This is a genomic window from Mycobacterium sp. 852002-51057_SCH5723018, assembly GCF_001667035.1.
In the GTDB taxonomy this organism is placed as follows: domain Bacteria; phylum Actinomycetota; class Actinomycetes; order Mycobacteriales; family Mycobacteriaceae; genus Mycobacterium.
Map to the genome: position 1 here is coordinate 16270 of NZ_LZIR01000004.1, position 14179 is coordinate 30448.

Genomic DNA, 14179 nt, shown 5'->3' on the forward strand with positions numbered 1-14179 from the left:
AACCGAAAAAGTGGTCACGGCTCGCAGATGACGACCGGGATCACTCGATCGGTCCACGACTGATAGTCGTCGAATGACGGATACATCGCGACCAACTTCGGCCAGTACTCGTCGCGCTCTTCGGGGGTGGCGTCACGGGCCCGCAATTGCAGCACCTCGTCCTTGATCTGAACGGACACCTTCGGGTCCGCCTTCAGGTTGAGGTACCACATGGGGTTCTTCTCGCGGCCGCCTTGTGATGCCACCAGGATCACGCGGTCGCCGTCGCGCAGGTAAAGCAGCGGGCTCACCCGTGGCTGACCGGTCTTGCGGCCCGTCGTGGTCAGCAGGGCGACCGGACTCTTCTGAAAGATGCCGCCAAGCCTTCCGTTGCTGCGCTTGTAGATCCAAGCGTTGCCGCGCGACATCCACTTGATGAAGAAACCGACCCACGGCGCGTCCAGACTTCGTGGTTTTTCCATGGCGCTCCCTTAGGCCTTGCGCCGAATGAACGGCTTGAAGCGAACCTTGATGTGGCGGATCGCTGCTGTCCCGCTTGAGCTTTCGGCCGGGATGACGAACGTCTCGTCGACCTGCGCGGCCAGCCTCCGGTCCCCGAACCCGGCCTTGGTCAGCACGTCGTACGCCGCGTGCACCTCGTCGCCGACGATGCGGTAGTCCGGCGGCGTCGTCTCCGCGATGATCCCGTACTGGAGCCCGCGATTGAGGCTGCGCCGCAAGTGATTTCCCGAGAAACCGTTCTTGATTCCCTGCTCGATGCGGGTGCACCCGTCGGCAAAGGGAACGGAGTCGCCGTCGCGGCTGACAAGCGCGTCGATGTAGGCCTGCGCCGCGGCGATCCGGCTCTCTTCGGAGACGAGCACCCCCGAACCCGCCCCGCGCTAGATGCGCTCGATGATGGTGCCGGTGGATAGCGCGCCGCCCGCGCACATGGTGATCAGCGCGGTGGTCTGATCGGTGCGCTCGAGCTCGTGCAGGGCGGTGGTGATCAGCCGGCTGCCGGTGCTGCCCACGGGGTGGCCCAGCGCGATCGCGCCACCGTTCACGTTGACCCTGTCCATGTCGGGTTCGTGGACCCGCGCCCAGGACAGCACCACCGACGCGAACGCCTCGTTGATCTCGACGATGTCGATGTCGCCGATCTTCATCCCGGCCTTCTCCAGCACCTTGGCCGTCGACTGCACCGGGCCGTCCAGGTGGTAGTACGGCTCCGCGCCGACCAGCGCCTGACTGACGATGCGGGCCCGCGGCCGCAGCCCGAGCGCCTTGGCCTTGTCCTCGTCCATCCATAGCACGGCCGCCGCGCCGTCGGAGATCTGCGACGACGTCCCGGCCGTGTGGATCCCGCCCTCGAGGACCGGCTTTAGCGCGGAGAGCCCCGACAGCGTGGTGTCGCGCAGGCCCTGGTCACGGCTGATGGTCACGCGCTCCGAGGTCGGCTGCTTGTTGTCGTCAAGCGCCGGCGCCTCGATCGGAGAAATCTCACGGTCGAAGCGGCCCTCGGCCCAGGCCTGCTTGGCCTTGGCCTGCGATTGATAGCCGAACTCGTCGATCTCTTCGCGGGTGATGCCGCGGCGCTTGGCGATCCGCTCGGCGGCGGTGAACTGGTCGGGCAGGTCGATGTCCCACGACGCGGGCCGCAGGATGCTGCGGTCGGGGCCGGCGTTGGCGCCCAGCCCGACGCGGCTCATGGCCTCGATGCCGCAGGCGATGCCGATGTCGATGGCACCCGCCGCGATCAGGCCCGCGACGAGGCCGTTGGCCTGCTGGCCGCTGCCGCACTGGCAGTCCACGGTCATGGCGCCGACGTGCTCCGGCAGCCCAGCGACGAGCCAGCTCACCCGGGTGATGTTGTTGGACTGTTCACCGAACTGGGTCACGCAGCCGCCGATGACCTGTTCGACTTGGCCGGCGTCAATGCCGGCCTTCTCCACCAGCGCCTTCTGCACGGCCCCCAGCAGCTCGGTCGCGTGCAGTCCCGAGAGCCATCCGGCGCGTTTGCCGATCGGGCTGCGGGTGGCTTCAACGATTACCGGGTTACCCATGGGGCCAGGCTAGAACACGTTTCATTACTATGACAAGCGACGATGCGGCGGCGCCTTTTTTATACGGTGGAGGCATGTTTTACTGGCAGCAGAGCTCTACTAGGAGAGCTAGTGTCCTGGGATCGCCAATCACTGGGCAAGTCAATTGAGCCAGTCGCAAGACCAGCATAGGGACCAGCAGTAAGGAGAAGTAGCGTGCCCAGCCCCAATCTTCCATCCGGGTTCGATTTCCTGGATCCGGACATCAACGTCAAGGGACTGCCGGTCGCGGAGCTGGCCGAAGTGCGCCGATCGCAGCCGATCTATTGGGTCGACGTTCCGGGCGGGACCGGTGGCTTCGGGGACAAGGGCTACTGGGCCATCACCAAGCACAAGGACGTCAAGGAAATCTCGATCCGCAGTGACGTCTTTTCCAGCCAGCAGGACTGCGCCATTCCGGTCTGGCCGCAAACGATGACCCGCGAGCAGATCGACCTGCAGCGCAACGTCATGCTCAACATGGACGCCCCGCACCACACCCGTCTGCGCAAGATCATCTCGCGTGGTTTCACCCCCCGCGCGATCGGGCGGCTGCGCGACGAGTTGGACGCTCGCGCCCAGAGCATCGCCAAAACCGCGGCGGCGTCGGGCTCCGGCGACTTCGTCGAGCAGGTGTCCTGCGAACTGCCGCTGCAGGCCATCGCCGGCCTGTTGGGCGTTCCGCAGGACGACCGGGACAAGATCTTCCGCTGGTCCAACGAGATGACCGGCAACGAGGATCCCGAGTACGCCCACATCGACCCGCAGATGTCGTCGGCCGAGCTGATCATGTACGCGATGAAGATGGCCGAGGAGCGGGCCAAGAATCCCGGCGAGGACATCGTTACCCAGCTGATTCAGGCCGACATCGAAGGCGAGAAGCTCTCCGACGACGAGTTCGGCTTCTTCGTGGTGATGCTGGCGGTCGCCGGCAACGAGACCACCCGAAATTCCATCACGCACGGCATGATCGCTTTCTCCGAGAACCCCGACCAGTGGGAGCTGTTCAAGAAGGAACGCCCGGACACCGCGGCCGACGAGATCGTCCGTTGGGCCACCCCGGTCACCGCGTTCCAGCGCACCGCGCTGGAGGACCACGAGCTGTCCGGCGTGCAGATCAAGAAGGGCCAGCGGGTGGTGATGTTCTACCGCTCGGCGAACTTCGACGAAGAGGTCTTCGAGGACCCGCACTCCTTCAATATTTTGCGGAATCCCAACCCGCACGTCGGTTTTGGCGGCACCGGCGCCCATTACTGCATCGGCGCCAACCTCGCCAAGATGACGATCAACCTCATCTTCAACGCCGTGGCCGACCAGATGCCGGACCTCAAGCCGCTGTCCAAGCCGGAACGGCTGCGGTCGGGCTGGCTCAACGGCATCAAGCACTGGCAGGTCGACTACACCGGCCAGTGCCCGGTGGCCCACTAGGCGGATTGAAAAACGACGATGGATTTCAATCTGACCGCGACGCAACAGGCTGTGGCGGATGTCGTCACGTCGGTGCTGGACCGGGACCTGTCGTGGGCAGCGCTGGTGGACGGGGGTGTGACGGCGCTGCCGGCGCCCGAACGCCTCGGCGGCGACGGTGTGGGCCTGCCCGAGGTGGCCACGGTGCTGACCGAAGTCGGTCGCCACGGCGCCATTACGCCGGCGCTGGCCACGCTGGGCCTGGGCGTGGTGCCGCTACTCGACCTGGCATCCGACGAACAACAGGACCGCTTCCTTGCTGGGGTTGCCAAGGGCGCGGTGTTGACCGCGGCGCTCAACGAGCCCGGCGCGGCGCTGCCGGACCGGCCGGCCACGACGTTTGCGGGTGGTCGCCTGTCGGGCACCAAGGTTGGTGTCGCATATGCCGAGCAAGCCGAATGGATGACCGTCACCACCGACGGCGCCGTCGTGGTGGTATCACCCAAGGCCGACGGTGTGCGGCTGGTGCGCACTCCGACGTCGAACGCATCGGAGGAGTACACGGTCACGTTCGACGGTGTGGCCGTTGGTGATTCCGACGTCCTGGCGGGGGCTTCCGCGCATCGGGTCAACCAGCTGGCGCTCGCGGCGATGGGCGCCTACGCCGACGGGCTGGTGGCCGGGGCGCTGCGGTTGACGGCCGACTACGTGGCGAACCGGAAGCAGTTCGGCAAGCCGTTGTCGACGTTTCAGACCGTGGCCGCGCAGCTGTCCGAGGTCTACATCGCTTCGCGCACCATCGATTTGGCGGCGAAGTCGGTGGTGTGGCGGCTGTCGGAGGGTCGCGACGCCGACGAGGACCTGGATGTGCTCGGCTACTGGGTGACGTCGCAGGCGCCGCCGGTGATGCAGACCTGCCATCACCTGCACGGCGGCATGGGAATGGACATCACCTATCCCATGCACCGCTACTACGCCACGATCAAAGACCTGACCCGGCTGCTGGGTGGGCCTTCGCACCGTCTCGAGCTGGTGGGAGCGCAATGTTCATCGAACTGACCCCGGAGCAGCGGCAGCTGCAGGCCGAGATACGGCAATACTTTTCGAACCTGATCTCGTCCGACGAGATGAAGGAGATGGAAAAGGACCGCCACGGCGCCGCCTACCGCGCGGTGATCCGCCGCATGGGTCAGGACGGCATGCTCGGCGTGGGGTGGCCAAAGGAGTTCGGCGGCCACGGCTTTGGTCCGATCGAGCAGCAGATCTTCGTCAACGAGGCGCACCGCGCCGACGTGCCGCTGCCGGCGGTGACGCTGCAGACGGTCGGTCCGACCCTGCAGGTGTTCGGCAACGAGATGCAGAAGAAGAAGTTCCTCCCGGCGATCCTGGCCGGTGAGGTGCACTTCGCGATCGGCTACACCGAGCCCGAGGCGGGAACCGACCTGGCGTCGTTGCGCACCACCGCCGTGCGGCAGGGCGACGAGTACATCGTCAACGGCCAGAAGGTGTTCACCACCGGCGCGCACGACGCGGACTACATCTGGCTGGCCTGCCGCACCGACCCGGAAGCCGTTAAGCACAAGGGCATTTCGATCCTGATCGTCGATACGAAGGATCCCGGCTATTCGTGGACGCCGATCATCCTGTCCGACGGTGCCCACCACACCAACGCCACGTACTTCAACGACGTGCGGGTGCCGGCCGACATGCTGGTCGGCGAGGAGAACGGCGGGTGGCGGCTGATCACCACCCAGCTCAACAACGAGCGGGTGATGCTCGGCCCCGCGGGCCGGGTCGCGGGCATTTACGACCGGGTGCGCGCGTGGGCGTCCAAGCCGGGCGGTGACGGGGTCACCCCGATCGATCACGACGACGTCAAGCGGGCGCTCGGCGAGATCTACGCGATGTGGCGGATCAACGAACTGCTCAACTGGCAGGTGGCCGCCGCGGGTGAGGACATCAATGTGGCCGACGCCGCGTCGACGAAAGTGTTTGGCACCGAGCGCATTCAGTACATCGGTCGGCTCGCCGAGGAAATCGTGGGCCGGTACGGCAACCCGGCCGAGTCCGACACCGCCGACCTGCTCAACTGGCTGGACTCGCAAACCAAGCGCAACCTGGTCATCACCTTCGGGGGAGGCGTCAACGAAGTCATGCGTGAAATGATCGCCGCGGCGGGCCTCAAAGTGCCGAGGGTGCCTCGATGACCGACATCACCGAAGCCATCGCGGAGATCAAGGCCGCGGGAGGCGCCAAGCCGCGCGCCGGCCGCGACCCGGTGAACCAGCCGATGATCAACAACTGGGTGGAGGCAATCGGCGACCGCAATCCGGTTTACATCGACGAGGCCGCCGCGCGCGCCGTCGGCCATCCGGGAATCGTGGCCCCGCCGGCCATGATTCAGGTGTGGACCATGTTCGGGCTGGCCGGCGAGCGCCCGAAGGATGACCCGCTGGGGCCCATCATGCAGCTGTTCGACGACACCGGCTACATCGGTGTGGTCGCCACCAACTGCGAGCAGACCTACCACCGCTACCTGCAGCCCGGCGAGCAGGTCAGCATCACCTCCGAGATGGGCGACGTGATCGGGCCCAAGCAGACCGCGCTCGGCGAGGGGTTCTTCGTCAACCAGCACATCATCTGGCGCGTCGGGGATGAGGACGTCGCCGAGATGAACTGGCGCATTCTCAAATTCAAGCCCCGCGAGTCGTCGGAGGCTTCCTCGGTGCCGGCGGACCTGGACCCCGACGCGATGATGCGGCCCTCGTCGTCGCGGGACACCGCGTTCTTCTGGGAGGGCGTCAAGGCGCACGAATTGCGGATTCAGCGGCGTCCGGACGGCAGCTTGCAGCACCCGCCGGTGCCGGCGGTGTGGCAGGACAAGTCCGCGCCGATCGAATACGTGGTGGCCAGCGGTCGCGGCACGGTGTTCAGCTTCGTCGTGCACCACGCGCCGAAGGTGCCCGGCCGCACACTGCCTTTCGTCATCGCCTTGGTGGAACTCGAGGAGGGCGTGCGGATGCTCGGCGAGTTGCGTGGGGTGGACCCCGGCGCGGTTGCCATCGGGATGCCGGTGCGCGCAACCTACATCGACTTTCCGGCCGGTGCTTCCGGACCGGAGTGGACCCTCTATGCCTGGGAGCCTCTGGGAGACCGAGCATGAGCGCGCCCGTCGTGGAAGTTGGCACTGCGTTGCCCGAGCTCAAGTTGTACGGCGATCCCACCTTCATCATCTCGACGGCCTTGGCCACCAGAGACTTTCAGGACGTGCACCACGACCGGGACAAGGCGCAGGCCAAGGGATCGAAGGACATCTTCGTCAACATCCTCACCGACACCGGACTGGTGCAGCGCTACGTCACCGACTGGGCTGGGCCGTCGGCGCTGATCAAGTCGATCGGGCTGCGGCTCGGGGTGCCGTGGTACGCCTATGACACGGTGACATTCTCCGGGGAGGTCATGGCGGTGGAGGGCGGGTTGGTCACGGTGAAGGTGTTGGGCCGCAACAGCCTTGGCGATCACGTCATCGCGACGGTCACGCTGGCGATGGGGGATGCCTAGTGTTGTCGGGTAAGGCGGCCATCGTCGGCATCGGGGCCACCGACTTTTCCAAGGACTCCGGCCGAAGCGAACTGCGGCTGGCCGCCGAGGCGGTACTGGATGCGCTGGACGACGCCGGTCTGAGCCCGTCCGACGTCGACGGGCTGACCACCTTCACCATGGACACCAACACCGAGGTCGCCGTGGCGCGCGCAGTGGGCATCGGCGAGCTGAAGTTCTTTTCCAAGATCCACTACGGCGGCGGGGCGGCGTGCGCGACCGTGCAGCAGGCGGCGATGGCCGTCGCGACCGGGGTCGCCGACGTGGTGGTGGCGTACCGGGCGTTCAACGAGCGGTCCGGGATGCGGTTCGGTCAAGTCCAGACGCGGTTGGTGGGAGACGGTGGGGCCCAGGCCGATTCGACGACCTCGGACAACTCGTTCTCGTATCCGCACGGGCTTTCCACGCCGGCCGCGCAGGTCGCCATGATCGCCCAGCGCTACATGCACATGTCCGGCGCGACCAGCCGCGACTTCGGTGTGATCTCGGTGGCCGACCGCAGGCACGCCGCCAAGAACCCGAAGGCGTACTTCTACGAGAAGCCGATCACCATTGAGGATCACCAGAACTCGCGGTGGATCGCCGAGCCGTTGCGGCTGCTGGACTGCTGCCAGGAGACCGACGGCGCGGTCGCGATCGTGGTGACATCGGTGGAGCGGGCGCGGCACCTCAAGCAGCGGCCCGCGATCATCGAGGCGGCGTCGCAGGGCTCGAGCCCCGACCAGTACACGATGGTCAGCTACTACCGGCCCGAACTCGGCCTGCCCGAGATGGGCGTCGTGGGGCGGCAGCTGTGGGAGCAGTCGGGTTTGCAGCCTTCTGACATCCAGACCGCGGTGTTGTACGACCACTTCACGCCGTTCACCCTGATTCAGTTGGAGGAGTTGGGATTCTGCGGTCGCGGCGAAGCCAAGGACTTCATCGCCGACGGCGCCATCGAGGTGGGTGGGCGGCTTCCGATCAACACTCATGGCGGCCAGCTCGGTGAGGCTTACATCCATGGCATGAACGGCATCGCCGAGGGTGTGCGGCAATTGCGCGGCACTTCGGTGAACCCGGTGCCGGACGTCGAGCACGTTCTGGTCACCGCGGGGACGGGCGTACCGACGTCGGGTTTGATTTTGGGTTGATTCCCGGATTCAGCGCTAAGCGGGCTTGATCGGCTGGACCTCCTTGAGGGCCGCCACCGGGCAGGAGTCGATGGCGGCTCGAGCTGGGCCGACAAGCCCGTCCGGAACCTCCTGTCCCTGGCGGTGGTAAACGAGTTCACCCTCGGAGTCGATGGTGAAGAGGGTCGGCGCCTGCTCGGCGCACTGGCCATGGCCCTCGCAGCGGTTGCGGTCGATCTGGATCTTCATCGTTGTCCTCTCGGAATCGAGACCGCCGCTGACCGATCGGGCGGGGCGCTCGAACTCTTAGCCACCAGCCGCAGCGGGAGCCGCTCGAAGCGATGAATCACGTTGTTGACGGCCCTTTCCGGGGTTCCGTCGACATCGATACGGTCGACGTGGCGGAGCAGGGAGCGCAGGATTGCCTGCGTCTCCAACCGTGCCAGCCCTTGGCCTGCGCACCCGTGCGTTCCGTACCCGAACCCGACGTGGCCGGAAGCATCTCGCTCGATATCGAAACGGTCGGGGTCGGTCCAGACACGCTCGTCACGGTTGGCCGAGGCGAACATGACCAATACCCGCGATCCGGCGGGAATTCGAGTCCCGCCGATCTCGACGTCACGTTCGGCGCGGCGCCCGAACGCTCGGACCGGCGACTCCAGCCGCACGATTTCGTTCACCGCGTTGGGTACTCGGTCGGGTTCTGCCCGCAGCAGCCGCCACTGATCGGGGTTCTGGCCGAAAAGCCATAGGGCGGCGGCGATCGCACTGGCCGTCGTGTCGATCGATGGTGCCAGGTAGTCGATGAAGACGGCGGGAAGCTGCGACTGCTTGATCGTGCCCTGCTCGATGCCCTGCAGCACGTCGTGCGACATGCTCCCCGGGAGCACGTCGCGGCGACGAGCCAGTCGGTGCACGAAGTGCAGCATGGCCGCGGTCTTGGGCAGCGAGCGCAGGGCGCGCTTGTTCAAGGGCCCGAGCATGTCGAAGGTGGCGCCCGCCCGCTCGACGAGGTGCTCTCGTCCGCGTTGCGGCCACCCGACGAGGTCGGGAACGATTCCGAGCGGAAGCTTCAACGCGATGTCCGCTACGCCGTCGACCCGCCCGTTGGCCAAGCCGGCGAGCACCGTCTGCTCGGCGAGCTCCTCGATCTGGGTGTGCAGCGTTCGTAGTGCTCGCGGTGTCAGCCGGTGCGCCTGCAGCTTTCGACGACTTGCGTGGGCGGGGTCGTCGGTCATGAGAAGGCTGTCCTTGCCGACAGATCGGGAGATCGGGTTGAGCGCCACACCCTGGTGGGAGCGGAAGGTGTCATCGTCGCCAAGCGCGGACTTGACCTCGCCGTAACGCGGCAACGCATACAGGTTCTGTTTCGGTAGCCAAATGACCGGGCCGAGGGCGCGCATGGCGGCGTAGTGCGGAAGGGGATCGCGAATGGCGGCCTCGGAGTACAGATCCTCCGGATAGACCGGGACGCCGCCCGGGGTCTTCGTTCCGGCTGTCGTTCGCGCCCACCACCGCGAGGAACGCGCATGGCCGGCCGACATGGGGCACGACGGCGGTGAAGAAGGAATGCTCACGTGACCATCCTCACCCGAGATTGCCCGGTACGGGAGGGGCTGCGAGCACCACATCTAATTGACGATGGTGCATTATGCACCGTCGTCGTAGACTGCCGAGGTGACCGCTCCGCACCCCACCGAGCGGACGCGGCAGCTGCTGGGTTCGATGGCCGGCGCCCTCGTTCAGGATCAAGACGCGTGGTTGGCAGATCTCACGGTTGAGTCGCTGAAGGCGGCCGGGATGGCAGCCACGGCGGCGGACCCGGTTTTGCGGGCGTCCTCCGAACGAGCATTCAAGGCGAGCTTCCTGCATTGGGCGACACAGAATCTGCGAGACCCGGGTGCTCGCGTCGACCCCGCCCTGGGCAGCGAAGTTGTTCACATCGCTCGCGATCTCATCAGACGAGGGCTGGAGGACAACGCCACCGCGGCGTACCGGGCAGGTCAGGCGCAGGCGCTTCGGCACATGGTGAACATGGCGTTCACCGTCACTGGTGACCCGGACGAGCTCAGGGACCTCCTGGATACCATCGCCTGGTCGATCAGCGACTTCGTCGAGACCACGACCTCCAGGGTCATGGACATGATGCGCAGCGAACGGGCAGAAGTACTGCGCGGCAGTCAGCCGGAACTCCGTGAAACCGTCGCCCTGGTGCTCGAAGGCGCGCCGATCAGCAGGCAACGAGCCGAAGCACGGCTCGGTTATCGGCTCGACCAGGCCCACACCGCACTGATTGGCTGGACACCGGAACCCGATGCCGACCTGCGCGGCGTGGACGACGTCGTCGAAACGCTCGGCAGGAGCCGACGATATCGGTCACTGACAGTGATGCCGGGCGCAGCCATGAAGTGGGTGTGGCTTCCCGGAACCGAAGACATCGACCGCAAGCACCTGCGTAGCGCTGTGGATCCCGCCGGATCCGTGCGGGTCGCGGTCGGTGGCCTGGCTGCGGGCGTGGAGGGATTCCGGCGCAGCCATCGTGACGCCGTTGCCGCACAGCGCATGGTGGCCCGACTGGACTCTCCTCAACGCGTGGTCTTCTTCGACGAGGTTCAGCTAGTGGAGTTGATGACGAGTGACCCCGAAAGCGCACAGCTGTTCGTCCGGCAAACTTTGGGTGGCCTCGGGCAAGCTCCTCGGGAGGTGCGTGAAACACTTCTGGCGTTCATCGAGGAAAACGGCAGCGTCAGTCGAGTTGCCGCACGGCAGTACGCACATCGCAACACCATCATGCGAAGGGTGGCGCGCGCCGAAGCCCTATTGCCCCGGCCACTCGCGCGGAACCCGGTCCAGGTGGCCGCTGCGCTGCAGGTGCTGCGCTGGACAGGACGTTGAGTCCCGAACCGAGAGGCGGGCCCGGCATGGCGGGGGTGGTCGTCTCACGAGCGTGCGACAACCGGAAAAACGGTCTCCATTCCGCGCCGGCCCTTGATCTCTACCTGCTCGGCGTGGCCCCAGACGTATTGCGCCTCGACGGCAGCATGCACAGCGGAGCTGACCATCACGTCCGGGTGCCCGGCCCGCCCGGCAATGCTGGCCAACCGGAACGCCACGTTGGTCGCGTCGCCAATAACGGCCGTGACCGTTCTTGTCATTGCGGCGATTGCCGCGCGGCCCTGCACCACACCCCAGCCCATGCGGATCGGCGAGCCGTCCGGCCCGCGCAGCGGGAGCGTGGGTGCTAGTTCCTCGACCTTCTTGTTCGCAGCGAGCGCGAAGTCGATCGCGAGCTCACTAGCCTTTGGAATCGTCCGCAGTTCCCAGACCGCATACAGCGCATCGCCGGCGTAATGATTGAGCGTGCCCCGATGGGCGCGCAGGACGAGGCCGAGTTCGTGCCAGAGATAGTTCAGGCTCCGGGCGATCACCTGGTTGTCGGTGACCTCGGAGATCATCGAGTAGTTGGTGATGTCACCGACCACCATCACCATGGTCTCTTCGACGATGCGAGTCAGGGTCGGGCTTGTGTTGGTCATGCCGGCGGTATTGAACCGGTCCGATCGGAAGATAAGCACGATGTCGCCTACCGAGATCCGGTCGTCGGGCTTGATGGGGACCTGCACGGCGCGCTCTAGCGGCATGCCGTTGAGCAACGTGCCGTTGGTGCTGGTGTCGATGAGGAAAGCCCGGTCGGTGGTGACGTCCAAACGGATCTCGAGGTGGTTACGGGAAATGTTCGGATCGGCGATGACCAGTCGCCGGTGTTCGTCGATGCCGGCACACTGCCGGCCGACGAACAGTTGATCGAAGATCGGCACGCTCTTCTCGCCGCCGTTCCCGTGCATGACTAGATGGGCCAGCGGCTTGTCCCACCAATCGGAGCGCATGCCTTAACAACCTAGCCGCACGACCATGGGCCCAGGCGGTGTCGCGAGCGAGACTCCTGGTTGTCTGCCCCGCCCGCTCTGACGACCTGGTGCCCACACGAAGCGTCTGCCATCTGAAGATGCTGAGCCGTTAGCTGCAGAGGTAATAGTACAAGCTCGAGCTGATGGGAGCGGCGGCGCAGCGGCGACGGTCCGGCGCTCAGCGAACGAGCGTCGGCTGCGCTTCGAGAACCGCCCGGGTTGCGATCCGCCCGGCTTCCAGGGCGGCATCAATGTTTTTGAAGTCCAGGGGACCGATCGCTGAGACGTCCGGCTCGATGATTGCGGCAACTCGAGGGAGCTCGCGCAGGTCTCCCTTGGGGGCGGCAAGTTCAACGCTGCGAAGCAACGTCTCTTGCAGCGGTGGTAGGGCTACATCCGTTCCGGTCAGGAGCCTCCGCAGGAAGGCGGGCGGTTGAAGCTTTTCCGGCAGCGGACCAAAGCCCTTCGACGGCACGTACGTTCGACGCAGGTCGACGCAGATGACTTCGCCATCCGGATCGGCGCACATCACGTCGGCCGGCAGGATGTTCAGCAGCCCGCCGTCGACGAGGAGCCGCTCGCCGTATTGCACCGGCGGCAGGAGACCGGGGATCGAGATCGATGCGCGCACGGCGACCCACAGCAGCCCACGCCGATGGATGACCTGATCACCCGTGACGATGTCGGTAGAGACGGAGAAAAACTCCCTCGGCAGCTGCTCCATCAAGGTGCTGCTGCCGAAGAATCCTTCTATCAGACGGTCGACACGCCGACCTCGCGTGAGGGCTACCGCCGGGATCGTGTAGTCGCTGACTGGCTTGGTCTCTGCGACGTACTCCCGTGCCGCCGCGGTGCAATCCCGGGCGTCCAACCCCAGCGCGAAGGTTGCGGCGGCGAGGGCACCGGAACTGGTTCCGCCAAACCGGTCGATGACGACGCCCGCCCGGGTGAGCTCCTCGTAGACACCGTAATGCGCGAGCCCTCGAGCGCCCCCACCACCGAGCACGAGACCTAGGGATCGGCCGGCGATCCTGCGGGCCAGCGCACCGAAACCGTCGTCGTTGGCGGAGTGATGCGATACCGGCTGCAGCACGTCCCACCAGCTCGGATCTGGCACCCCTTTGCACGTGAGGAGGTGCACCGGCCGTTGTGTAACCGGTGGATCGAGCGCTTCCGGCGGATGGGCTTGATCCGCAAGGACCACGAGCCGGTCGCTTTGCGCGACGACGTAGCGTCGCCAGATATCGCCCGAGCCACGATCGGCCACCACCAAGACCCAATCGTTGCTTCGCTCCATCCGATCAAGGGTCTCGCTGAAGGCTTCGATGAGCTCGCCGTAATGATTGGCTGCGGCCGTCGTTTCGACGGGCGGCGCGACCACCGCGGTCTGACCGTGCGAGCCCAGGCGAGTCACAATCGCGTCAACGATCGGGCCCGCAGCCGCTTCGCCGGTCGACACCACTCCGACAACCCGGAGACCCCGAGAGACGTTGGCGGATCGCGAATCCCGTAGCGTCACCGCCATCGCGCGGAACATCGCCGATTGCAGTTGCGGGGCCTTCGCAAGCAGCTCGGTGAAGGTTTCGGCGGCGATCCTCCAGACGACGCCGTCCCGAAGAGCTCGTATTCCGGCCGAGCGAGCAGCGCCGGTGATCACGCCCAGGTCTCCGATTGACTCACCGGATGCCATCTCACGAAGCACCTGTCCGCCGGGACCAACAGCCGCGAATCGGCCCGAGGCAATCAGATAGATGGCGTCAGAGGGCTCCCCCTTGTGAAAGAGCCACTCGTTGGCGGGGATGTGCTGGCGTTCTACGGCGCTCGAAAGTTGGTCGAGTTGTTCGTCGTCGATCTCAGCGAATATCGGAATGCTGCGCAGTGCGGTTCGTGCATCGGCGGCCGGTTCCCGTGGCTCTCGTTCAGCGCTCATGAGGCGCCGCTGTCGATATCGCGGCCCGCACCGAGAATACCCGAAACACGATCAGTGTCAGGGTATTTGGTCCCGCGCCGAGCCGGCTCATCCGAAGCTGTCGCACGGGAAATCGCGATCTCCGGCCAGGAGCAGGACGGGCAGCATAGTGCGCAGTTTACC

Annotated in this window: 14 protein-coding genes; 7 read left to right on the forward strand and 7 right to left on the reverse strand. The window is 65.8% G+C overall.

The window, feature by feature from the left end; all coding sequences use genetic code 11:
* Nucleotides 1-14: 14 nt before the first annotated feature.
* Genes A5764_RS00680 through A5764_RS00690 form a run of 3 tightly spaced genes read right to left on the reverse strand, consistent with a single transcriptional unit; the run spans nucleotide 15 to nucleotide 2045 of the window.
* Entirely contained in the window at nucleotides 15-461 is a 447-nt protein-coding gene (locus tag A5764_RS00680) for a nitroreductase family deazaflavin-dependent oxidoreductase (RefSeq protein WP_067106965.1), read from the reverse strand.
* A gap of 9 nt (nucleotides 462-470) precedes the next feature.
* Nucleotides 471-863, reverse strand: a complete 393-nt coding sequence (locus A5764_RS00685; protein WP_067106968.1) for a hypothetical protein — start codon at nucleotides 861-863, stop codon at nucleotides 471-473.
* An 18-nt stretch (nucleotides 864-881) separates the two neighbouring features.
* Nucleotides 882-2045 (reverse strand): steroid 3-ketoacyl-CoA thiolase, encoded by a 1164-nt coding sequence (locus A5764_RS00690; RefSeq protein WP_067106972.1) that lies wholly within the window; start codon nucleotides 2043-2045, stop codon nucleotides 882-884.
* 195 nt (nucleotides 2046-2240) lie between these two features.
* On the opposite strand from A5764_RS00690, the gene A5764_RS00695 reads away from it, so the two are divergent.
* The 6 genes from A5764_RS00695 to A5764_RS00720 are packed head-to-tail and all read left to right on the forward strand — an operon-like array spanning nucleotide 2241 to nucleotide 8200.
* Nucleotides 2241-3491 (forward strand): cytochrome P450, encoded by a 1251-nt coding sequence (locus A5764_RS00695; protein ID WP_067106976.1) that lies wholly within the window; start codon nucleotides 2241-2243, stop codon nucleotides 3489-3491.
* An 18-nt stretch (nucleotides 3492-3509) separates the two neighbouring features.
* Nucleotides 3510-4529, forward strand: a complete 1020-nt coding sequence (locus A5764_RS00700; protein WP_067106980.1) for an acyl-CoA dehydrogenase family protein — start codon at nucleotides 3510-3512, stop codon at nucleotides 4527-4529.
* Entirely contained in the window at nucleotides 4514-5677 is a 1164-nt protein-coding gene (fadE29, locus tag A5764_RS00705) for an acyl-CoA dehydrogenase FadE29 (RefSeq protein WP_067106983.1), read from the forward strand. Before A5764_RS00700 ends, fadE29 begins: the two co-directional genes overlap by 16 nt.
* Entirely contained in the window at nucleotides 5674-6633 is a 960-nt protein-coding gene (locus A5764_RS00710) for a bifunctional MaoC family dehydratase N-terminal/OB-fold nucleic acid binding domain-containing protein (protein ID WP_067106987.1), read from the forward strand. Before fadE29 ends, A5764_RS00710 begins: the two co-directional genes overlap by 4 nt.
* Nucleotides 6630-7031 (forward strand): MaoC family dehydratase, encoded by a 402-nt coding sequence (locus A5764_RS00715; RefSeq protein ID WP_067106990.1) that lies wholly within the window; start codon nucleotides 6630-6632, stop codon nucleotides 7029-7031. Before A5764_RS00710 ends, A5764_RS00715 begins: the two co-directional genes overlap by 4 nt.
* A complete protein-coding gene (locus A5764_RS00720; RefSeq protein WP_067106994.1) occupies nucleotides 7031-8200 on the forward strand; it encodes a lipid-transfer protein in 1170 nt (389 codons plus the stop codon). Before A5764_RS00715 ends, A5764_RS00720 begins: the two co-directional genes overlap by 1 nt.
* Before the next feature lie 15 nt (nucleotides 8201-8215).
* Here the strand turns inward: A5764_RS00720 and A5764_RS00725 are convergent, their stop codons facing one another.
* The gene (locus tag A5764_RS00725) at nucleotides 8216-8428 is read right to left on the reverse strand and encodes a ferredoxin (RefSeq protein ID WP_067106998.1); all 213 of its coding nucleotides are present in this window, start codon (nucleotides 8426-8428) and stop codon (nucleotides 8216-8218) included.
* Nucleotides 8425-9756 carry a cytochrome P450 gene (locus A5764_RS00730; protein WP_369807261.1) on the reverse strand — a complete coding sequence of 444 codons (1332 nt, stop codon included), beginning with the start codon at nucleotides 9754-9756 and terminating at the stop codon, nucleotides 8425-8427. Before A5764_RS00730 ends, A5764_RS00725 begins: the two co-directional genes overlap by 4 nt.
* Before the next feature lie 100 nt (nucleotides 9757-9856).
* Between A5764_RS00730 and A5764_RS00735 the strand changes: the two genes are divergently transcribed.
* On the forward strand, nucleotides 9857-11074 hold the full coding sequence (locus tag A5764_RS00735) for a CdaR family transcriptional regulator (protein WP_082951389.1): 1218 nt from the start codon (nucleotides 9857-9859) through the stop codon (nucleotides 11072-11074).
* 44 nt (nucleotides 11075-11118) lie between these two features.
* Here A5764_RS00735 and A5764_RS00740 read toward each other — a convergent pair whose 3' ends face one another.
* Nucleotides 11119-12066, reverse strand: a complete 948-nt coding sequence (locus A5764_RS00740; RefSeq protein ID WP_067107004.1) for an adenylate/guanylate cyclase domain-containing protein — start codon at nucleotides 12064-12066, stop codon at nucleotides 11119-11121.
* A 199-nt stretch (nucleotides 12067-12265) separates the two neighbouring features.
* The gene (locus tag A5764_RS00745) at nucleotides 12266-14017 is read right to left on the reverse strand and encodes a patatin-like phospholipase family protein (RefSeq protein WP_067107007.1); all 1752 of its coding nucleotides are present in this window, start codon (nucleotides 14015-14017) and stop codon (nucleotides 12266-12268) included.
* Nucleotides 14018-14179 lie beyond the last annotated feature (162 nt).

Excerpts from the sequence above, each read along its gene's own strand:
- A5764_RS00745 (WP_067107007.1), bottom strand. The coding sequence starts at position 14,017 with ATGAGCGCTGAACGAGAGCCACGGGAACCGGCCGCCGATGCACGAACC.
- A5764_RS00710 (WP_067106987.1), top strand. The coding sequence starts at position 5,674 with ATGACCGACATCACCGAAGCCATCGCGGAGATCAAGGCCGCGGGAGGC.
- A5764_RS00700 (WP_067106980.1), top strand. The coding sequence starts at position 3,510 with ATGGATTTCAATCTGACCGCGACGCAACAGGCTGTGGCGGATGTCGTC.
- A5764_RS00740 (WP_067107004.1), bottom strand. The coding sequence starts at position 12,066 with ATGCGCTCCGATTGGTGGGACAAGCCGCTGGCCCATCTAGTCATGCAC.
- A5764_RS00715 (WP_067106990.1), top strand. The coding sequence starts at position 6,630 with ATGAGCGCGCCCGTCGTGGAAGTTGGCACTGCGTTGCCCGAGCTCAAG.
- A5764_RS00690 (WP_067106972.1), bottom strand. The coding sequence starts at position 2,045 with ATGGGTAACCCGGTAATCGTTGAAGCCACCCGCAGCCCGATCGGCAAA.
- A5764_RS00725 (WP_067106998.1), bottom strand. The coding sequence starts at position 8,428 with ATGAAGATCCAGATCGACCGCAACCGCTGCGAGGGCCATGGCCAGTGC.
- fadE29 (WP_067106983.1), top strand. The coding sequence starts at position 4,514 with ATGTTCATCGAACTGACCCCGGAGCAGCGGCAGCTGCAGGCCGAGATA.
- A5764_RS00680 (WP_067106965.1), bottom strand. The coding sequence starts at position 461 with ATGGAAAAACCACGAAGTCTGGACGCGCCGTGGGTCGGTTTCTTCATC.